The organism is Mesorhizobium sp. WSM4989, from assembly GCF_029625795.1.
In the GTDB taxonomy this organism is placed as follows: domain Bacteria; phylum Pseudomonadota; class Alphaproteobacteria; order Rhizobiales; family Rhizobiaceae; genus Mesorhizobium.
Window position 1 is genome coordinate 1866591 of the sequence record NZ_JARTVN010000002.1, and the last position, 19321, is coordinate 1885911.

Sequence of the window (19321 nt, forward strand, 5' to 3'; positions counted from 1 at the left end):
TTGGGAAAAATTGCTATTTTTCGGCGATGGCGACGACTGAGAAAAACCTGGCCTCAGGGCATGGCTGGCAGGTATCCGACGTGATCTGCACGGCTCGCGCCGGCGACCGTCCGTTTGAGGAACAGCATCGCGGTTTCTGCCTCGCCGCCGTGACCAGAGGCACGTTCCGCTACCGGACGCGCCAGGGCACCGCAATGCTTGCTCCAGGCGCCATCCTGCTCGGCAATCCGGGCGCCTGCTACGAGTGCGGCCACGAGCACGGCGCGGGCGACCGCTGCCTCTCCTTCCATTTTTCGCCGGCCTATATGGAGCGCGTCGTCGCCGATGTGCCGGGCGCAAGCCGGCTCGGCTTTGCCGACCCACGCCTGCCGCCCTTGCCGGTGCTGGCGCCGTTGCTGGCGCAAGCGGAGGCGGCGCAGCAAACGGGCGACGGCGAGGCGTTCGAGGAACTCGGTCTGCGCATTGCGTGCGCGGTGGTCGGGGCTGCGGCCAATTCGTCCGAGGTTGCCCGGACACCCAGCCCCCGCGACCAGAAACGCGTAGCCGAGGCGGTGCGTTTGATCGAGCTCAACGCCGATCGCCCGCTTTCGCTGACCGAACTCGCCGACGGCACGGCGACCAGCCCGTATCATTTCCTGCGCACGTTCCGTCATGTCGCCGGCATGACGCCCTATCAGTTCCTGCTGAGGACCAGGCTGCATCGGGCCGCGGTGCGGCTGTGCGCGTCGAACGAAGCGATCTCGACGATTGCGTTCGATGCCGGCTTCAACGACCTTTCGACCTTCAACCGGAGGTTCCGGCGCGAGATGGGAGAAGCGCCCGGCGCCTACCGCTGCAAACGGGCGGGCAGACGCGGGCATTAGCCAAGGCCGTTCGGGATCGACTTGGCCTGCGAGCTCAAAGTGTGGCTTTGGCCATATCGTCGCAATCAGCGGTATCCATTTGAAATTGCCGCCGAAATTGTCTTTGGAAAAGTGTCGTAGCCATTGGAGTTTCAGCCCGGCTTCCTATATAAGCGGCGAGTGATTCCCGACTGGATTGTGACCTGATTTGACCGACCAGAAGACACCGCGCGGGCCGGAGGGCGGCCCCACCGGCATCGAGCCGATTTCGATCATCGAGGAGATGCAGCGCTCCTATCTCGATTACGCCATGAGCGTGATCGTCAGTCGGGCGCTGCCCGACGTGCGCGACGGCCTGAAGCCGGTGCACCGCCGCATCCTCTATGCCTCGCATGAGAGCGGCTATCACTGGAACCGCAAATATGTGAAGTCGGCGCGCCCGGTCGCCGACGTGATGGGTAAATACCATCCGCATGGCGATGCCTCGATCTATGACGCGCTGGTGCGCATGGCCCAGGATTGGTCGCTGCGCGTGCCGCTGATCGACGGTCAGGGCAATTTCGGCTCGATCGACGGCGACCCGCCGGCGGCGATGCGCTACACCGAGTCCCGGCTGACCAAGGTTGCGCATGAGCTGCTGGAGGACATCGACAAGGAAACCGTCGATTTCCAGGACACCTACGACGCCTCCGCCACCGAGCCCAAGGTGCTGCCGGCGCGCTTCCCGAACCTGCTCGTCAACGGCTCGGGCGGCATCGCCGTCGGCATGGCCACCAACATCCCGCCGCACAATCTGGCCGAAGTCTGCAACGGCGCCATCGCCATCATCGACAATCCGGCGATCGACCTGCCTGCGCTGATGGAGATCGTGCCCGGTCCGGATTTCCCGACCGGCGGCATCGTGCTTGGCCGCTCCGGCATCTACAATGCCTATTCGACGGGCCGCGGCTCGATCGTCATGCGCGGCCGCGTCAACATCGAGGCGCGCGGCAACGACCGTGAATCGATCATCATCACCGAGATTCCCTATCAGGTGAACAAGGCGGCGATGATCGAGAAGATGGCCGAACTCGTGCGCGAGAAGCGCATCGAGGGCATCTCCGACATCCGCGACGAGAGCGACCGCCAGGGCTACCGTGTCGTCGTCGAGCTCAAGCGCGAGGCGGTCGCCGACGTCATTTTGAACCAGCTTTACCGCTTCACGCCGCTGCAGACCTCGTTCGGCGCCAATATGGTCGCGCTGAACGGCGGCAAGCCGGAAGTGCTGACGCTGATCGACATGCTGAAGGCCTTTGTCGGCTTCCGCGAGGAGGTTATCAGCCGGCGCACGAAATATCTTCTGCGCAAGGCGCGCGAGCGCGCCCATGTTCTGGTCGGTCTCGCTATCGCCGTCGCCAACATCGATGAGGTGATCAAGCTGATCCGCACCGCGCCAGATCCGCAGACGGCGCGCGAGCAGTTGATGGAACGGCGCTGGCCATCGCACGACGTCGCTCCGCTGATCCAGCTGATCGATGATCCGCGCCACCGCATCAACGAGGACGGCACCTACAATCTATCCGAGGAGCAGGCCCGCGCCATCCTCGACCTGCGCCTGCAGCGCCTGACCGCGCTCGGCCGCGACGAGATCGCCGACGAGTTGAACAAGATCGGCGCTGAAATCCTTGATTACCTTGACATCCTGTCTTCTCGCGCGCGCATCCAGCAGATCGTCAAGGACGAGCTGATCGCCGTCCGCGACGAGTTCGGCACGCCGCGCCGCACGGAACTCGCCGAGGGCGGGGCGGACATGGAAGACGAAGACCTGATCCAGCGCGAGGACATGGTCGTCACGGTCAGCCATTCCGGCTACATCAAGCGCGTGCCGCTGTCGCTCTACCGGGCGCAGCGCCGCGGCGGCAAGGGCCGCTCCGGCATGTCGACCAAGGAAGAGGATTTCGTCACCCGGCTATTCGTCGCCAACACGCATACGCCGGTGCTGTTCTTCTCCTCGCGCGGCATCGTCTACAAGGAAAAGGTCTGGCGCCTGCCGGTCGGCAACCCGCAGTCGCGCGGCAAGGCGCTGATCAACATGCTGCCGCTCGAGCAGGGCGAGCGCATCACCACCATCATGCCGCTGCCGGAGGACGAGACGAGCTGGGGCGAGCTCGACGTGATGTTCGCGACCACGCGCGGCACCGTGCGACGCAACAAGCTGTCCGACTTCGTCCAGGTCAACCGCAACGGCAAGATCGCCATGAAGCTGGAGGAAGAAGGCGACGAAATCCTCGGCGTCGAGACCTGCACGGACAATGACGACGTGCTGCTGACGGCGAATTCCGGCCAGTGCATCCGCTTCTCGGTCTCCGATGTGCGCGTCTTCCAGAGCCGCAATTCCGTCGGCGTGCGCGGCATCGCCATGGCCGAAACCGACCGCGTGATCTCGATGTCGGTGATCGAACATGTAGATGCTTCACCGGCTGAGCGCGCGGCCTATCTCAAGCGTGCGGCATCCGAGCGTCGGCTTGCCGCCGGCGGTGCAGCCGAGGAGGAAGAGATCGCGCTGACCAATGAGGAGATCGGCGAGGAAGCCGAGCTTTCCGACGAGCGCTACGAATTCCTCAAGATGCACGAGCAGCTTGTGCTGACGGTGACCGAATACGGCTACGGCAAGCGTTCCTCGTCCTATGATTTCCGCCTGACGGGTCGCGGCGGCAAGGGCATCCGCGCCACGGATGTCTCGAAAGTGGCCGAGATCGGCCGGCTGGTCGCGACCTTCCCGGTCGGCAACGACGATCAGATCATGCTGGTATCGGATGGCGGGACCGTCATCCGCGTGCCCGTCGATGGCATCCGCTTCGCCAGCCGTGCCACCAAGGGGGTGACCATCTTCAACACCGCCGAAGGTGAGAAGGTGGTGTCGGTCGAGCGGATTTCGGAGCCGCAGTCGGACGAGGAAGCCGAGGAAGCGCCTTCGGGTGAAGCCGACACCGCAGAAGATTCGGGCGAGGGAAATCCCGAATAGCCTTACTGCGCGCCACCGGCCCTTGGCCGGTGCGATCATGGCTGGAAGTCAGCGGCGGTGGTACAGGTTGCGGCCTACGAAGCCATCGAGCCGCTTGGTGTTGGTCTTGATGCGCACCCGCGCCGCTTCCTGGTGCAACCCGAATGCGGTGGCGATCAGCATCACGATGGTCATTGCAGTGGCAAGCATGTAGATCAGCATTTGCGTGTTCTCCTGCGATCACAACGATAAAGATGGTGCTTTGGTTTCATCTCCTGAAGCGGCAAGCTGGTGAATGCTGCGTGAAGCGTTCGTGATTGTCGCATTCGTCTGTCGTTGACGTCCGTGAAAAGGTTCACGACCGGGCGCAGCAATGGGATTTGCCTTTGTCGGAGAGGCTCGCTAGAAGCCTGCCATGACCGAACGCACCGCCCTTTACGCCGGCTCCTTCGACCCGCTGACCAATGGTCACCTCGACGTGTTGAAGGCTTCGCTTGCCGTGGCCGACACCGTCTACGCTGCAATCGGCATTCATCCCGGCAAGACGCCGCTGTTTTCCTTCGAGGAACGCGTGAAGCTGATCGAGGCCGCGACCAAGGCGGAATTCGGCCGCGACAGCGACCGCATCAAGGTCGTCTCGTTCGATGGGCTGGTCATCGACGCCGCCAGGAAGCATGGCGCCTCGATCATCATCCGCGGCCTGCGCGACGGCACCGATCTCGACTATGAGATGCAGATGGCGGGCATGAACGAGACCATGGCGCCGGAGCTGCAGACGGTTTTCCTGCCGGCCAGCCCGTCTGTGCGCACCATTACCGCCACACTTGTCCGCCAGATTGCGTCGATGGGCGGCGACATCCGCCCGTTCGTGCCGGCGGCGGTCGCAGGCGCCCTCACTGCCAAATTCGCGAAATAGTGCATGTCGCCCAAAGGTGGATCCCGGTTTTGGGGCAACGACATGCACCCAAACAAAGACTTTCGGAGAACCTCATGCAGCTGAAAAAGCTTGCTTCGTTGCTTGTCGTGCTTGCCGGCGTTTTGGCGGCGTCCTTGCCGGCCTCGGCAGCCGACAAGGAAAACACCATGATCATCACGCTGAAGGACGGTGACGTGACCGTCGCGCTGCGTCCCGATCTCGCGCCGAAGCATGTGGCGCAGATCAAGAAGCTGGTGCGCGAGGGCGCCTATGACAATGTCGCCTTCCATCGCGTCATCGACGGCTTCATGGCCCAGACCGGCGACGTCAAGTTCGGCAACATGAAGAAGGGTTTTAATCCCGAGGCTGTCGGCACGGGCGGATCCGACCTTCCCGATCTGCCTGCCGAGTTCTCGCAGACCGAGCAATTCACCCGTGGCGTGGTCGGCATGGCCCGCTCACAGGACCCGAACTCGGCCAATTCCCAGTTCTTCATCATGTTCGCGCCCGCGCCGAACCTCGACGGGCAGTACACCATTGTCGGCAAGGTGGAGAGCGGCATGGATCTGGTGGACAAGATCAAGAAGGGCGATGAGGCGGACAACGGCACGGTCAAGGACCCGGACCGCATGATCAAAGTCCGCATCGCTGCCGACAGCAAGTAACTGCTCGATTTTCAAAAGGATTTTCTGACATGGCTGAGATCAAGGACCGCGAGAACGCGCTCATCATGGAAACGACCAAGGGCGAGGTCGTCATCGAAATGTATCCGGACCTTGCGCCCGGTCACGTCGCGCGCATCAAGGAATTGGCGCGCGAGGGCGCCTATGACGGCGTGGTGTTCCACCGTGTCATCGACGGCTTCATGGCGCAGACCGGCGACGTCAAGTTCGGCAACTCCTCGAAGCCGACCTTCGCCCCGTCGCGCGCTGGCATGGGCGGCTCCGACAAGCCGGACCTCAAGGCCGAATTCTCCAACGCCAATCACGGCCGCGGCACCTGCTCGATGGCGCGGGCGCAGAACCCGAACTCGGCGAACTCGCAGTTCTTCATCTGCTTTGACGATGCCTCCTTCCTCAATCGCCAGTACACGGTCTGGGGCCAGGTCATCGAAGGCATGGAGAATGTCGACAAGATCAAGCGCGGCGAGCCGGTGCAGGATCCCGACAAGATCGTGTCGCTGAAGGTCGCGGCCGACGTCAAGTAAGGCATAGTACGATGATGGGCGCAGTCTGGTCCCTGCTCGGCATCCTGTCCGGCGCCTTCATCGCCATCCAGGCGCCGATCAACTCGCAATTGGCGCGCGGCCTCGGCCTTCCGGTCGCGGCCGCCGCTTTCTCGTTCCTGTCGGGCGCCGTCGTTCTCGGTATCATCGCGATCGCCGTGGTGAAGCTGCAGGGCCTCTCGCTCGACTGGAAGGCGCCGGCACCCTGGCTGTTCGTCGCCGGCGGCATGCTCGGCGGATTCTACGTCACGCTCTCCACCATTCTTACGCCGCGCATCGGCGCGGCGGCGCTGATGGCCTTCCTGGTCGCCGGCCAACTGATCGCCGGCATACTGGTCGACCGGGCCGGCTTCCTTGGTGTTGCCGTGCGCGAGGTCTCGCTTGGCCGCGTGGCCGGCGCCGTGCTGCTGCTCGTTGGAGCGCTGCTCATCCGGCTCTACTGATGCGCGTCGATCTTTTCGACTTCGACCTGCCGGAGGAGCGCATTGCGCTGCGCCCGGCCGAGCCGCGTGACAGCGCCAAGCTATTGGTGGTCAAACCGGGCGAAACGCTGCGCGACCGCACCGTCAGCGATCTGCCGTCGCTGCTGAGAGAAGGCGACGTTCTGGTATTCAACGATACCAAGGTCATTCCGGCCCAGCTGAAAGGCATCCGCAAGCGCGGCGAAGCGATGGCGCAGGTCGAGGCCACGCTGCATATGCGGCTCGCGCCGGACCGCTGGCGGGCCTTCATGCGGCCCGGCAAGCGCATCGCCGTCGGCGACCGCATTCATTTCGGCCACGACCAGAATTCCTGCTTTCTCGGCCAGCTCGACGCGACGGTGATCGAGAAGGGCGAGGCGGGCGAGGTGTTGCTCGGCTTCGACCTCTCGGGCGTCTTTCTCGACGAGGCAATGCACGCCGTAGGCCACATCCCATTGCCGCCATACATCGCCTCGAGGCGAGATGACGACGAGCGCGACCGCAGCGACTACCAGACCATCTATGCCAGGGAAGAGGGCGCGGTCGCGGCCCCCACCGCCGGCCTGCATTTCACGCCGGAGCTGTTTGCAGCGCTGGAAGCCAAGGGCATCGAGCGGCGCTTCGTCACGCTGCATGTCGGCGCCGGCACTTTTTTGCCGGTTAAGACCGACGACACCGCCGACCATAAGATGCACGCGGAAACGGGCTTGGTGAGCCAAGAAACGGCAGACGCGCTCAACGCTGCAAGGGCGCGGGGAGGGCGGCTTGTCGCCGTCGGCACGACCTCGCTGCGCCTTCTGGAAAGTGCTGCGCTTGAGGATGGCAGGATCGAGGCCTGGTCCGGGCCGACCGATATCTTCATCACCCCCGGCTACCGCTTCAAGACAGCTGACATGTTGATGACCAATTTCCATCTGCCGCGCTCGACGCTGTTCATGCTGGTCTCGGCCTTCAGCGGACTGGACGCGATGCGTTCGGCCTATGCGCATGCCATCGAGAGCCGCTACAGGTTCTACTCCTACGGGGACTCCAGCCTGCTTTATCGAGCGGAGACGAGCGATGGACGATGATCTAGAGAGAATGGACCGCGAGGCGCTCATCGCGGAAGTGACAAAGCTGCGCGCCGGTATCCGCGCGCATCGCGATGCGACCGGCCATGATCTCTGCTGGCATCATCCCGACCTCTGGGACCTGCTGCCGGAGAAGACCGAGCCGGCGATCGCCGTGCCGCCGTGGCCGAAATTCATGCGCGGCTGCATCCGCTACCGGCAGTCGCTCGACGAGCAGGCACCCGGCGCCCCGGTGCACGACAAGGAATTCGATGGCTGAGACTTTCTCTTTCAAGCTGCTCGCCACCGACGGTAATGCGCGGCGCGGCCTCATCAGCATGCCGCGCGGCGAGATCCGCACGCCGGCCTTCATGCCGGTCGGCACCGGCGGCACCGTCAAGGCCATGTATATGGATCAGGTGCGCGGCGTCGGCGCCGACATCATCCTCGGCAACACCTATCATTTGATGCTCAGGCCAGGCGCCGAGCGCGTGGCGAAGCTCGGCGGCCTGCATGAATTCGCGCGCTGGCCGCACCCGATCCTGACCGATAGCGGCGGCTTCCAGGTAATGTCGCTGTCGAAGCTGAGGAAGCTTAGCGAAACGGGCGTCACCTTCCGCTCGCATATCGACGGTGCGCGCTACGAGATGTCGCCGGAGCGGTCGATCGAAATCCAGGGGCTGCTCGATTCCGATATCCAGATGCAGCTCGACGAGTGTACGGCGCTTCCCGCCAAGCCGAAGGAAATCGAGCGCGCCATGGAACTGTCGCTGCGCTGGGCCGAACGCTGCAAGACGGCGTTCGGCGATCAGCCGGGCAAGGCGATGTTCGGCATCGTGCAGGGCGGCGACAGTGCTGTGATGCGCGTGCGTTCGGCGCAGGCGCTGGCGGCTATGGACCTCAAAGGCTATGCCGTCGGTGGGCTGGCGGTCGGCGAGCCGCAGGCGGTGATGCTGGAGATGCTGGACATAACCTGCCCGGAACTGCCGGCCGACAGGCCGCGCTACCTGATGGGTGTCGGCACCCCGGACGACATCTTGAAATCCGTGGCACGCGGCATCGACATGTTCGACTGCGTGATGCCGACGCGCGCCGGCCGCCATGGTCTGGCCTATACGCGCCGCGGCAAGATCAACCTGCGCAACGCCCGCCATGCCGACGATCCGCGTCCGCTGGACGAGGAAAGCGACTGCCCGGCCGCGCGCGACTATTCGCGCGCCTATCTCCATCATCTCGTGCGCTCGCAGGAGTCGCTCGGCGCAATGCTGCTCACCTGGAACAACCTGTCCTACTACCAGAAGCTGATGCAGGACATCCGCGCCGCGATCGAGGCAAAAGCCTTCGAGACGCGCGCTGCCGAGATTTCGGAATACTGGGCGAGGGGCGATCTGCCGGCGCTATGAGCGCTTTTATGTGCTCACCGAAGTCGCGGCGCGCAGGCTGCAGCCGGTGATCTTAAAGCTGCCGTCGGGCTGCTGTTCGAGCGTGTACACCGCCTCATAGTCCTTGCCATCGGGCCCGACGATCAGCACCTGCTGGACGATCGAGGCCGGCCCGGTCTGCTCCACCTTGCCGAAGGAATAGTTCTGCGGCCTGCGCACCGGCGCATAGCCGTTGGTCACCATGTTCATGAAGGTGTCGACGGTCGGGAAGATCCGCTTCACATTTGGCGCGGCGAAGCTGTAGGCGGTGGCGCCGTCATCGGCGAGAAAGGCCTTGAGCTGGCTGTCGATGACTGTTTGCGCCGCTTTGATCTCGGCGTCACCGGCGAAGGCCATGGATGCAAGAACCATCGGAACGAGAGCGAGTGCGAACAATACGCGGCGCATGGCCTGTCTCCAGAATTCGCGTGGAACAACAATCATACGCTGGCCGGCGTGCCGTGGTTTCACCGTTTCGCAGATTTCTTGCCTGCATGGATGCCTCCGCTAGGACCTGACCTGAGGTGTTCCCGAACTGTCCTTGGTGGCGTCCCCGGGCCGGTGTGGCATGCCAATCGCGGAGTTGCGGCAAGCGGCCGCCAAGGCGCGTGCAGCCTGATGCTTGAAAGCCCGTCGCCAGTCTGCCACAAGGGCCGCTCATTCGCGAAGACTGGCAGGACCGGGAAATGAAGGCATTTTTCGTGCAGATAAAGTGCGATCTGGGCAAAGCCTATGAGGTCGCCAGCGCGCTCGCCGATGCCGAGATCGCCTCCGAAATCTATTCGACCGCCGGCAATTACGACCTGCTCGCAAAATTCTATGTCGACGACGAGGAAGACATCGGCCACTTCATCAATGAACGGGTGCAGATCCTGCCTGGAATCAAGGACACCTTCACCATCGTCACTTTCCGGGCGTTCTGATTTGCCGTTTGATGCCCGCTCACCGGGCATGAACTGACCCGGCGTCGCTCCCGCTGCCCTAATCGTAGGCAATTTGCATAGGACGGCCGCCAGCGCCGCCCAAATCATCGATTGCGCTTGATTTTCTCCAGCCGGGCCAGTGAAATGGCTTCAGAGGGGAGTACGCGATTGGCAGCGTTCGACGAAATGCTTCCGGAAGTCTCCGGATTGAGAAGACCATACCAGGCTTATGATCGCTGGCTGAAGGAACAGGACCCGGCCAGGCTCACCCAGAAAATGGAGGACGCCGAACGCGTCTTCCGCAAGACCGGCATCACCTTCGCCGTCTATGGCGAGCAGGAAGCTTCCGAACGGCTGATCCCCTTCGACATCGTCCCGCGCATCATTTCCGGCCAGGAATGGCGCCGGCTGACGCAGGGCATCGAGCAGCGCGTGCAGGCGCTCAACGCCTTTCTCGACGATATCTACCACCGCCAGGAAATCCTGCGCGCCGGGCGCGTTCCCAAGGAGCTGGTGGCGAAGAATGAAGCGTTCCTGCCGGAGATGATCGGTGTGAGACCGCCGGCCGGCGTCTACACCCACATCATCGGCGTCGACATCGTGCGCATCAGCGAGAATGAATTCTACGTGCTCGAGGACAATGCCCGCACGCCGTCGGGCGTCTCCTACATGCTGGAGAACCGCGAGACGATGATGCAGCTCTTCCCGGAGCTGTTCCAGCAGATCAAGGTGCGGCCGGTGGAGAACTATCCGCAACTGCTGCGCCAGTCGCTGGCGGCGGTGCGGCCGCAGAGCGCAAAGGGCGCGCCGACCATCGCGGTGCTGACGCCGGGCAGCTACAACTCCGCCTATTTCGAGCACGCCTTCCTCGCCGACCAGATGGGCGTGCAACTGGTCGAAGGACAGGATCTGCGCGTGGTCGACGGCCATGTCACGATGCGCACCACCGAGGGCTACAAGCAGATCGACGTGCTTTACCGGCGCGTGGACGACGCCTTCCTCGATCCGCTGACCTTCCGGCCGGATTCCGCGCTCGGCGTGCCGGGCATCATGGATGTCTATCGGGCCGGCAACATCACCATCGCTAACGCGCCGGGCACCGGCATCGCCGACGACAAGGCGATCTATTCCTACATGCCCGAGATCGTCGAGTTCTACACAGGCCGCAAGGCGATCCTCGGCAACATCCCGACCTGGCGCTGCTCGGAACCCGACAGCCTGAAATATGTGCTGGAGCACATCGGCGAGCTTGTCATCAAGGAAGTGCACGGCTCCGGCGGCTACGGCATGCTGGTCGGCCCCGCGGCGACCAAGAAGGAATGCGAGGCGTTCGCCAAGAAGCTGCAGGCCAAACCCGGCAACTACATCGCCCAGCCGACGCTCGCGCTGTCGACATGCCCGATCCTGACCGAGAAGGGGCTGTCGCCGCGCCATGTCGATCTCAGGCCTTATGTGCTGGTTTCGGATCGTATCCAGATCGTCCCGGGCGGCCTGACTCGCGTCGCGCTCAAGGAGGGGTCGCTTGTGGTCAACTCCTCGCAAGGCGGTGGGACGAAGGATACGTGGGTGTTGGATGATTAAAGAGCGAATAGAGAGTAGCGAATAGCGAATAGCGAATAGGGAAAGAGGGGGATCCGACGCAATCAATTCTTACAGGGACCTAATTGTTTGGAAGGTGGCCAAGCTGACGAAATCGGAAAAATGCTGCGATCGATGATCAGGAGCCTTCAATAGAGATCATGAAATCTTTTTTTCGCTACTCGCTACTCACTATTCGCTATTCGCTCGACACCGGAGCAAGCTGACATGCTTCTCGGCCGCACCGCCAACGGTCTCTACTGGATGAACCGCTATATAGAGCGGGCCGAAAACATGGCGCGCTTGGTCGATGCCGGCCTGCGCATGGCGCTGACGCGGACGCAGAACGCGTCGGAGGAATGGAACTCCGTGCTGCTCAGCGCCGGCTCCGACCTGGCCTTCTCGCAGAAATACCAGGACTACACTGTCGCCAACGTCTCGGATTTCCTGCTGCGCGACACTTCGAACCCGTCGAGCACGATGGCCTCGATCGAGACGGCGCGCAACAATGCGCGCATGGTGCGCACGGCGCTGACGCGCGAGACCTGGGAGAGCATCAACGAGGCCTGGATGTCGCTGAAGCGGATGCTGGCACGGCCGATCGACGAGCGCGATCTGCCGACGGTGCTCGATGCGATCAAGCGCGAGACGGCGCTGATCCGCGGCTCGTTCTACGGCACGATGCTGCGCAACGAGATCTTCGACTTCTCGCAGCTCGGCACCTATGTGGAGCGCGCCGACAACACGGCCCGCATCCTCGACGTGAAATACTATGTGCTCTTGCCGTCGATCTCCTGGGTGGGCTCGACACTCGACAATTATCAATGGGAATCGATCTTGCGCTCGGTGTCGGCGCACCGCTCCTACCGGTGGGTGTATGACGCGGACTACAAGCCGACCAACATCGCCGACTATCTGATCCTCAATGTCCGTATGCCGCGCTCGCTGACCTTCTGCTATCGCTTCCTGGGCGAGCATCTGAGATTCCTCGCCGACGACTATGGCGAGCGCCATGCCTGCCACGCCACCGCCGAGAAAATTCAGACGATGCTGAAGAAGGGGTCGATCAAGGATATTTTCGACCACGGCCTGCATGAGTTCCTGGCGGAATTCATTCGTGACAACACCAGGCTGGGGGATGAGATCGCCCTGGACTACCGGTTCTACTGAGCGCTGGAGAGACAGGCGCCATGCGGCTCAAGATCACACACCGGACCGAGTACCGCTACGATGCACCGGTGCAGTACCTGTTGCAGCGGCTGCGCCTGATGCCGGTTAGCGGATCGACTCAGACGGTTGCGTCCTGGGTGATCAAAATCGACGGCGCGCGAGAGGAGGTTCGCTTCACGGACCATTTCGGCAATGACACGCAGCTGGTGAGCGCCGAGGGCGGCCAGCACACCATCATAGTCGAGGCGGCGGGCGAGGTGACGACGCGCGACACTGCCGGTGTGTCCGGTGCGCATCATGGTTTCGCGCCGCTCTGGCTGTTCAGCCAGCAAACGCCGCTTACGACCGTCGGCGACGGCATTCGCGACCTGGCCGCGTCGGTCGGGGAGGGGACGGATATCGACAGGCTGCACAAGCTGATGGGCGCGATCCGGGAGCGCGTCGCCTATAAGCCCGGGACGACCAGCGCCGTGACGCCGGCGGAAGAAGCGCTGACGCTCAAGGCCGGTGTCTGCCAGGATCACAGCCACATCTTCACCGCCGTGGCGCGCGTGATGGGCTTCCCCGCGCGCTATATCAGCGGCTATCTGATGATGGATGCCTCGGTCGAGCAGGCGGCAAGCCATGCTTGGGCAGAAGCGCATGTGCCGAGCCTGGGATGGGTTGCCTTTGATCCCGCCAACGGTATCTCTCCCGACGAACGCTATGTAAGAGTAGCGACGGGTCGGGACTATCGCGATGCCTCGCCTGTGTCGGGAATACTGCTGGGGCAAGCGGAAGAGAAGCTTGCCGTCACCGTCACGGTAGAGCAGTAGTCTCTGCCAAGATTCACCAGAAGAGCGACCATGACCTATTGCGTCGGCCTCAAGATCGATCGTGGACTCGTGTTCATGTCGGACACGCGCACCAATGCCGGCATGGATTCGATTTCGACCTTCAGGAAAATGCATGTCTGGGAAGAGCCTGGCGAGCGCGTCATCGTGCTGATGTCTGCAGGCAATCTTGCCACGACGCAAGCCGTGGTCAGCCTGCTGGACGAGCGCAACAAGGCGGCCGGCGACCGTCACGAGAAGCTGCTCGAGACCCCGTCAATGTACCAGACGGTGCGGCTGGTCGGCGAGACGGTGAAAGAGGTGATCGCACACTCTTCGCCCGCCGGCGATCAGGCGGATTCCTATTTCAACGCCTCCTTCATCCTCGGCGGCCAAATCAAGGGCAGCCAACCCCGGCTGTTCATGATCTATCCCGAGGGCAATTTCATCGAGTCGACCGACGACACGCCATTCTTCCAGATCGGCGAGACCAAATACGGCAAGCCGATCATCATCCGTGCCTATGACCGTACGATGAGCCTGGCCGAGACGGTGAAGCTGCTGTTGGTCTCCTTCGACTCGACGCTGAAGTCGAACCTGTCGGTCGGCCTGCCGCTCGACCTGCTCTTCCTGGAACTGGATGCTTTCAAGGTCGGCCTGAAGAAGCGGATCGGTCATGACGACCAATATTACCGAACCATATCGGATGGCTGGTCCAACGCGCTAAGGGCGGCCTTCGCCAGCCTGCCCGATTTTCCCGGCTAGGGCGTTCGCCTACGAGGCGCATTATATTTAACATGTTAATTAAAGGTCGAAGTGGCGGGCCGATCAAGGTCCGGCGGCTGCTGAGAGGATACATGGACAAGAAAGAATTCCGCGATTGGTCGAGGCGAGCCGCGGATTGGGGCGTGGACTACCGGTCCAGCCTGCGCGATCGTCCGGTGCGGCCGGCGATCGCGCCCGGCGACATATTCAGGAGCATCGAAGAGTCGCCGCCCGAGACGGCCGAGCCGATGGAAAAAATCTTCGCCGATTTCGAAACGAAGATCGTGCCCGGGATGACGCATTGGCAGCATCCGCGCTTCTTCGCCTATTTCCCGGCCAACGCGGCGCCGGTCTCGGTGGTGGCCGAGTATCTCGTCTCGGCGATGGCCGCGCAGTGCATGCTGTGGCAGACCTCGCCGGCGGCGACAGAGCTCGAGACGCGTATCGTCGACTGGATGCGCCAGGCGCTGGGCCTGCCCGAAGGATTCTCCGGTGTCATTCAGGATTCGGCTTCGTCGGCGACGCTTGCCGCGGTGCTCACCATGCGCGAGCGGGCGCTTGACTGGCAGGGAAACAGACAAGGTCTCGCCGGCCAGGCGAAGCTGCGTGTCTATTGCTCCAACCAGGTTCACACCTCGATCGACCGAGCGATCTGGGTCGCCGGCATCGGCGAGGAGAATCTCATCCGTATCCCGGTAACCGGTCGTTTTCGCGCGATGGATACGGCGGCGCTCGAGGCGGCAATTATCGCCGATCGCGAGGCCGGCCTGCTGCCGGCGGGCATTGTCGCCTGCGTCGGCGGCACCAGCACCGGCGGCACCGACGACATCGCTGCCGTAGCGGCCGTGGCGAAGCGGCACGGCCTTTACCTGCACGTCGATGCGGCCTGGGCCGGGTCGGCGATGATCTGCCCGGAGTACCGGCATTTCTGGGCCGGTGTCGAGAGCGCCGATTCCATCGTCTTCAATCCGCACAAATGGCTCGGCGCGCAATTCGACTGCTCGATCCAGTTCGTCAGCCAACCGGAAGACCTTGTGCGCACGCTGGCCATCAAGCCGGACTATCTCAAGACCAGAGGTCATGACGGCATCATCAACTATTCGGAATGGTCGGTGCCGCTTGGCCGCCGATTCCGTGCGCTGAAACTCTGGTTCCTGCTGCGCGCCCACGGACTGGAAGGATTGCGCAAGATGATCCGAAACCATGTAGCCTGGAGCGAGGGACTTGCCGCACGCCTGGCCGGGGAAGCGGATTTCGAGCTCGTCACCGAGCCGATGTTGTCACTGTTCTCGTTCCGCCATCGCGCTCCTCAGGGTGCCGATCCAGACGAGCACAATTTGCGTCTCGTCGATGCCATCAACACGGACGGACGCATCTATTTGACGCAGACGCGCGTCGATGGTCGGGTGGCGATCCGCTTTCAGGCAGGACAGTTCGAGACCACGGCCGGCGATATTGATGCGGCCTTCGATGTCGTCACAGAGATTGCGCGCCGGCTTACCATTGAGGCAACGAACTGATTGCAGACCGGTTTGCCTTTGCGAGAAGGTGAATTTCCTTGGCCGGCTGTCCCTTTCCATCACTTTCGTTTTCCGATATAGACGGAAAAAACGAAAATGAAGGATAGCGGATGTTCCTTTCGCCCCGTCACGCCGAGATCATCCAGATGGCGAAGGACGACGGCCGGGTGCTGGTCGACGATCTGGCGACACATTTCAGCGTGACGCCGCAGACCATCCGCAAGGACCTCAACGATCTCTGTGACCAGCGGCTGCTGACGCGCATCCATGGCGGGGCGCTGTTCCCGTCCGGCATCGAGAACATGGAATACGAGGCGCGGCGCAAAATCGCTGCCGATGAGAAGGAGGCGATCGGCCGCGCGGCGGCCAGGCTCATTCCCGACAACGCCTCGCTGTTCATCAATATAGGCACCACGACGGAAGCTGTCTCAAAGGCGCTTCTCGACCATAACGGGCTTATGGTCATCACCAATAACATCAACGTTGCCAATAGGATGCGGATCTATCCTTCGATCGAGGTGGTGATCGCCGGCGGCGTTGTACGCGGCTCCGACGGCGGCGTCGTGGGTGAGGCCGCGGTGGATTTCATTCGCCAGTTCAAAGTCGACTACGCCGTCATCGGCGCCTCGGCCATCGACCATGACGGCGCGCTGCTCGACTTCGACTTTCGCGAAGTGAAAGTGGCGCAGGCCATCATCGCCAATGCGCGTCATGTGATTCTCGTCTCCGACCGGACAAAATTCGAGCGCACGGCGCCGGTTCGCATTGGTCACCTGTCGCAGGTGAACACCTTCATCACCGACCGTTGCGACATCCCTTCGGTGCGCCGGATTTGCGAGGAAACGGAGGTTCGTTTGATCGAGACAGCGCTCGGATAACGTCTCTTCACGGACATCTCACGCACCTGTGATATTTCGTTTGACATTCGGATCGAGTTCGAAATAATCCCGCCACGGTTTCGCGAAACACAAAAATGGTGCAATGCGAAATCGTGGAGGAACCCTGTGGACGCATCTCCGATCCATGACATTTTTGTCATAGGCGGCGGCATCAATGGCTGCGGCATCGCCCGCGACGCCGTTGGCCGCGGATTTTCCGTATACCTCGCCGAGATGAACGATCTCGCCAGCGGGACTTCCTCCGGCTCGACCAAACTAATCCATGGCGGGTTGCGCTATCTCGAGTTCTACGAATTCCGGCTGGTGCGCGAAGCGCTGATGGAGCGCGAGGTTCTGTGGAAGAACGCGCCGCATATCATCTGGCCGATGCGCTTCGTGCTGCCCTACGCCAAGGGCCTGCGTCCGGCCTGGCTGATCCGGCTCGGCCTTTTCCTTTACGACCATATCGGCGGGCGCAAGCTGCTGCCGGCGACCAAGACGCTGGACATGGCCACCGACCCGGCCGGCAAGCCGCTGAAGCCGCTGTTCCGCAAGGCGTTCGAATATTCGGACGGCTGGGTCAACGATGCCCGCCTCGTGGCGCTCAATGCCCGCGACGCGGCCGACCGCGGCGCCGTCATCCGCACTCGCACCAAGGTGGTCAGCGCGCGCCGCGAGAGCGGGCTGTGGACGATCAAGATCCAGAACGTGCTGACCGGCGAGATCGAGGAAGTCCGCGCGCGTCTTCTCGTCAACGCCGCCGGGCCGTGGGTCGATCAGGTATTGGCAAAAACCGTCGGCCAGAACGATGTGCACAATGTTCGGCTGGTGCAGGGCAGCCACATCGTCATCGGCAAGAAGTTCGACGATCCGCGCGCCTATTTCTTTCAGAACAAGGACGGACGCATCATCTTCGCCATTCCTTACGAAGAAGAGTTCACGCTGATCGGCACCACCGACCGCGACTTTCCCGGCGATCCGCATGAGGTGAAGATCAGCGATACCGAGATCGACTATCTTTGCGCCGCCGCGAGCGAATATTTCGCCCAGCCGGTCAAGCGTTCGGACATCGTCTGGACCTATTCGGCGGTGCGCCCGCTTTATGACGACGGCGCCTCGAAGGCGCAGGAGGCGACGCGCGACTATGTGCTGAAGGCCGATGGCGGGGAGGGTGCCGCCCCCTTGCTCAACGCCTTCGGCGGCAAGATCACCACGTTCCGCCGGCTGGCGGAATCGATGTTGGAGAAGATCGAAGGCTTTCTCGGCAAGCGCGGCAAGCCATGGACCGCCAACGCGCCGCTGCCCGGCGGCGATTTTCCGGCGACCGGGTTCGACGAGCAGGTATCGAGGCTCAAGAACGCCTATCCGTTCCTCGACCAACGGCTGGCACGCAGGTTGACCCGGCTTTACGGCACGCGCGCGGAGAAGCTGCTTGGCCTCGCCAAGTCGAATGCCGATCTCGGCCGCAATTTCGGTGCCGACCTCTACGAAGCCGAGGTGCGCTACCTGGTCGAGAACGAGTGGGCGATCACCGCCGAGGACGTGCTGTGGCGCAGGACCAAACGCGGCCTGCATTTCAGCCGCGAGCAGACGGCGGCATTGGAAGAATTCATGCGCGGGTTAAGCAGCCGCCATGTCGCCGCGGCGGAATGAGGATCGAGCGCTGATGCGCAAGGCCTGGGAGGAGGCGTGATGCTGGAATTGAGGAACGTGACGAAGACGGTCGGCGCGCAGGAGCATATCCGCGACGTGTCGCTGACGCTTCAGCACGGCTCGCTGAATGTCCTGCTCGGGCCGACGCTTTCCGGCAAGACCAGCCTGATGCGGCTGATGGCCGGGCTCGACGCGCCAACTTCCGGCTCGGTCTGGTTCGACGGCAAGGACGTCACCGGACAGCCGGTGCAGAAGCGCAACGTCGCCATGGTCTACCAGCAATTCATCAACTACCCGGCGATGACGGTGTACGAGAACATCGCCTCGCCGCTTCGGGTTGCCGGCATCGAACAGGCCAGGATCGACAAGGAGGTGCGCAACGCTGCGGCACTTCTCAAGCTCACGCCCTATCTCGACCGCACGCCGCTCAACCTCTCGGGCGGCCAGCAGCAGCGCACGGCGCTTGCCCGCGCCATCGTCAAGAACGCCAGCCTGGTGCTGCTCGACGAGCCGCTCGCCAATCTCGACTACAAGCTGCGCGAGGAGTTGCGCGCCGAATTGCCGAAGATTTTCGCCGCGGCGGGCACGATCTTCGTCTATGCCACGACGGAGCCGCACGAGGCGCTTTTGCTCGGCGGCAACACCGCGACGCTTTCGGAAGGTCGCGTCACGCAGTTCGGCCCAACCGTCGAGGTTTTCCGCAAGCCGGTCGACCTGGTGACGGCGCGGACCTTCGCCGACCCTCCGCTCAACACCATTGTGCTCGCCAAGAAGGGATCGGACTTCCTTCTCGAAGGAGGCGTGAAGCTGCCGGTGCCGCCCGAACTGCTCGGCATTCCGGATGCCAGCTACACGATCGGCTTCCAGCCGCACCATTTGTCGCTGGAGCGTCCCAACCCCGGCGCCGTGCCGGTGCGGGCCAAGGTCACCATCACCGAGATCACCGGCTCGGAAAGCTTCGTCCATCTCGACTTCGCCGACGCGCGCTGGGTGATGCTCGCGCACGGCATCCTCGATTTCGAGACCGACGACGAGGTCGAGGTGTTCATCGACCCGCGCCACATCATGGTCTTCGACCAGAACGGCCGCGCGGTGACTGCGTCGAAGCTGGCGGCTTGAGGAGGG

General features: G+C 62.8%; 20 protein-coding genes. 18 read left to right on the forward strand and 2 right to left on the reverse strand.

Features of this window, described 5'->3' with window-relative positions:
* Positions 1 to 26: 26 nt before the first annotated feature.
* Positions 27 to 863 carry an AraC family transcriptional regulator gene (locus P9217_RS21755; RefSeq protein WP_278087499.1) on the forward strand — a complete coding sequence of 279 codons (837 nt, stop codon included), beginning with the start codon at positions 27 to 29 and terminating at the stop codon, positions 861 to 863.
* 187 nt (positions 864 to 1050) lie between these two features.
* The gene (gene gyrA / locus P9217_RS21760; protein WP_067319763.1) at positions 1051 to 3846 is read left to right on the forward strand and encodes a DNA gyrase subunit A; all 2796 of its coding nucleotides are present in this window, start codon (positions 1051 to 1053) and stop codon (positions 3844 to 3846) included.
* Positions 3847 to 3894: 48 nt separating this feature from the next.
* On the opposite strand, the gene P9217_RS21765 is transcribed toward gyrA, so the two are convergent.
* Positions 3895 to 4047, reverse strand: coding sequence for a hypothetical protein (locus tag P9217_RS21765; RefSeq protein WP_082953674.1), 153 nt, complete (start codon positions 4045 to 4047; stop codon positions 3895 to 3897).
* Between the two features lie 193 nt (positions 4048 to 4240).
* On the opposite strand from P9217_RS21765, the gene coaD reads away from it, so the two are divergent.
* The 7 genes from coaD to tgt all read left to right on the forward strand — a co-directional run bounded on the left by coaD (position 4241) and on the right by tgt (position 8879).
* Complete coding sequence (coaD, locus tag P9217_RS21770; protein WP_095780560.1) at positions 4241 to 4741, forward strand: pantetheine-phosphate adenylyltransferase; 501 nt, start codon at positions 4241 to 4243, stop codon at positions 4739 to 4741.
* A 167-nt stretch (positions 4742 to 4908) separates the two neighbouring features.
* Positions 4909 to 5406, forward strand: a complete 498-nt coding sequence (locus P9217_RS21775) for a peptidylprolyl isomerase (RefSeq protein ID WP_245307383.1) — start codon at positions 4909 to 4911, stop codon at positions 5404 to 5406.
* A gap of 29 nt (positions 5407 to 5435) precedes the next feature.
* On the forward strand, positions 5436 to 5948 hold the full coding sequence (locus P9217_RS21780; protein WP_066992487.1) for a peptidylprolyl isomerase: 513 nt from the start codon (positions 5436 to 5438) through the stop codon (positions 5946 to 5948).
* 11 nt (positions 5949 to 5959) lie between these two features.
* Positions 5960 to 6409, forward strand: coding sequence for a DMT family transporter (locus tag P9217_RS21785; protein ID WP_278087500.1), 450 nt, complete (start codon positions 5960 to 5962; stop codon positions 6407 to 6409).
* Entirely contained in the window at positions 6409 to 7497 is a 1089-nt protein-coding gene (gene queA / locus P9217_RS21790; protein ID WP_278054112.1) for a tRNA preQ1(34) S-adenosylmethionine ribosyltransferase-isomerase QueA, read from the forward strand. Before P9217_RS21785 ends, queA begins: the two co-directional genes overlap by 1 nt.
* The gene (locus tag P9217_RS21795; protein ID WP_095780556.1) at positions 7487 to 7756 is read left to right on the forward strand and encodes a hypothetical protein; all 270 of its coding nucleotides are present in this window, start codon (positions 7487 to 7489) and stop codon (positions 7754 to 7756) included. The genes queA and P9217_RS21795 overlap by 11 nt, the downstream gene beginning before the upstream one ends.
* Entirely contained in the window at positions 7749 to 8879 is a 1131-nt protein-coding gene (tgt, locus tag P9217_RS21800) for a tRNA guanosine(34) transglycosylase Tgt (RefSeq protein WP_278054113.1), read from the forward strand. The genes P9217_RS21795 and tgt overlap by 8 nt, the downstream gene beginning before the upstream one ends.
* A 6-nt stretch (positions 8880 to 8885) precedes the next feature.
* On the opposite strand, the gene P9217_RS21805 is transcribed toward tgt, so the two are convergent.
* Positions 8886 to 9305 (reverse strand): DUF4864 domain-containing protein, encoded by a 420-nt coding sequence (locus tag P9217_RS21805; RefSeq protein WP_066992501.1) that lies wholly within the window; start codon positions 9303 to 9305, stop codon positions 8886 to 8888.
* 278 nt (positions 9306 to 9583) lie between these two features.
* On the opposite strand from P9217_RS21805, the gene P9217_RS21810 reads away from it, so the two are divergent.
* The 9 genes from P9217_RS21810 to P9217_RS21850 all read left to right on the forward strand — a co-directional run bounded on the left by P9217_RS21810 (position 9584) and on the right by P9217_RS21850 (position 19315).
* On the forward strand, positions 9584 to 9820 hold the full coding sequence (locus P9217_RS21810; protein ID WP_066992504.1) for an Lrp/AsnC ligand binding domain-containing protein: 237 nt from the start codon (positions 9584 to 9586) through the stop codon (positions 9818 to 9820).
* 168 nt (positions 9821 to 9988) lie between these two features.
* Positions 9989 to 11401, forward strand: coding sequence for a circularly permuted type 2 ATP-grasp protein (locus tag P9217_RS21815; RefSeq protein WP_066992507.1), 1413 nt, complete (start codon positions 9989 to 9991; stop codon positions 11399 to 11401).
* A gap of 225 nt (positions 11402 to 11626) precedes the next feature.
* A complete protein-coding gene (locus P9217_RS21820) occupies positions 11627 to 12568 on the forward strand; it encodes an alpha-E domain-containing protein (RefSeq protein WP_066992511.1) in 942 nt (313 codons plus the stop codon).
* Positions 12569 to 12588: 20 nt separating this feature from the next.
* Positions 12589 to 13383 (forward strand): transglutaminase family protein, encoded by a 795-nt coding sequence (locus P9217_RS21825; protein WP_067319775.1) that lies wholly within the window; start codon positions 12589 to 12591, stop codon positions 13381 to 13383.
* Positions 13384 to 13413: 30 nt separating this feature from the next.
* Complete coding sequence (locus tag P9217_RS21830) at positions 13414 to 14145, forward strand: peptidase (protein WP_095800788.1); 732 nt, start codon at positions 13414 to 13416, stop codon at positions 14143 to 14145.
* Between the two features lie 92 nt (positions 14146 to 14237).
* Positions 14238 to 15665, forward strand: coding sequence for a pyridoxal-dependent decarboxylase (locus P9217_RS21835; protein WP_067319779.1), 1428 nt, complete (start codon positions 14238 to 14240; stop codon positions 15663 to 15665).
* Between the two features lie 110 nt (positions 15666 to 15775).
* Positions 15776 to 16543 (forward strand): DeoR/GlpR family DNA-binding transcription regulator, encoded by a 768-nt coding sequence (locus P9217_RS21840; RefSeq protein ID WP_095800787.1) that lies wholly within the window; start codon positions 15776 to 15778, stop codon positions 16541 to 16543.
* 126 nt (positions 16544 to 16669) lie between these two features.
* Entirely contained in the window at positions 16670 to 18196 is a 1527-nt protein-coding gene (glpD, locus tag P9217_RS21845; RefSeq protein WP_067319781.1) for a glycerol-3-phosphate dehydrogenase, read from the forward strand.
* A gap of 39 nt (positions 18197 to 18235) precedes the next feature.
* The gene (locus P9217_RS21850) at positions 18236 to 19315 is read left to right on the forward strand and encodes an ABC transporter ATP-binding protein (RefSeq protein ID WP_095825324.1); all 1080 of its coding nucleotides are present in this window, start codon (positions 18236 to 18238) and stop codon (positions 19313 to 19315) included.
* Positions 19316 to 19321 lie beyond the last annotated feature (6 nt).

Excerpts from the sequence above, each read along its gene's own strand:
- P9217_RS21820 (WP_066992511.1), top strand. The coding sequence starts at position 11,627 with ATGCTTCTCGGCCGCACCGCCAACGGTCTCTACTGGATGAACCGCTAT.
- P9217_RS21850 (WP_095825324.1), top strand. The coding sequence starts at position 18,236 with ATGCTGGAATTGAGGAACGTGACGAAGACGGTCGGCGCGCAGGAGCAT.
- P9217_RS21785 (WP_278087500.1), top strand. The coding sequence starts at position 5,960 with ATGATGGGCGCAGTCTGGTCCCTGCTCGGCATCCTGTCCGGCGCCTTC.
- P9217_RS21835 (WP_067319779.1), top strand. The coding sequence starts at position 14,238 with ATGGACAAGAAAGAATTCCGCGATTGGTCGAGGCGAGCCGCGGATTGG.
- P9217_RS21810 (WP_066992504.1), top strand. The coding sequence starts at position 9,584 with ATGAAGGCATTTTTCGTGCAGATAAAGTGCGATCTGGGCAAAGCCTAT.
- P9217_RS21830 (WP_095800788.1), top strand. The coding sequence starts at position 13,414 with ATGACCTATTGCGTCGGCCTCAAGATCGATCGTGGACTCGTGTTCATG.
- queA (WP_278054112.1), top strand. The coding sequence starts at position 6,409 with ATGCGCGTCGATCTTTTCGACTTCGACCTGCCGGAGGAGCGCATTGCG.
- P9217_RS21805 (WP_066992501.1), bottom strand. The coding sequence starts at position 9,305 with ATGCGCCGCGTATTGTTCGCACTCGCTCTCGTTCCGATGGTTCTTGCA.
- P9217_RS21765 (WP_082953674.1), bottom strand. The coding sequence starts at position 4,047 with ATGCTGATCTACATGCTTGCCACTGCAATGACCATCGTGATGCTGATC.
- tgt (WP_278054113.1), top strand. The coding sequence starts at position 7,749 with ATGGCTGAGACTTTCTCTTTCAAGCTGCTCGCCACCGACGGTAATGCG.
- P9217_RS21780 (WP_066992487.1), top strand. The coding sequence starts at position 5,436 with ATGGCTGAGATCAAGGACCGCGAGAACGCGCTCATCATGGAAACGACC.
- P9217_RS21825 (WP_067319775.1), top strand. The coding sequence starts at position 12,589 with ATGCGGCTCAAGATCACACACCGGACCGAGTACCGCTACGATGCACCG.
- P9217_RS21775 (WP_245307383.1), top strand. The coding sequence starts at position 4,909 with ATGATCATCACGCTGAAGGACGGTGACGTGACCGTCGCGCTGCGTCCC.
- P9217_RS21840 (WP_095800787.1), top strand. The coding sequence starts at position 15,776 with ATGTTCCTTTCGCCCCGTCACGCCGAGATCATCCAGATGGCGAAGGAC.
- P9217_RS21795 (WP_095780556.1), top strand. The coding sequence starts at position 7,487 with ATGGACGATGATCTAGAGAGAATGGACCGCGAGGCGCTCATCGCGGAA.
- P9217_RS21755 (WP_278087499.1), top strand. The coding sequence starts at position 27 with ATGGCGACGACTGAGAAAAACCTGGCCTCAGGGCATGGCTGGCAGGTA.
- coaD (WP_095780560.1), top strand. The coding sequence starts at position 4,241 with ATGACCGAACGCACCGCCCTTTACGCCGGCTCCTTCGACCCGCTGACC.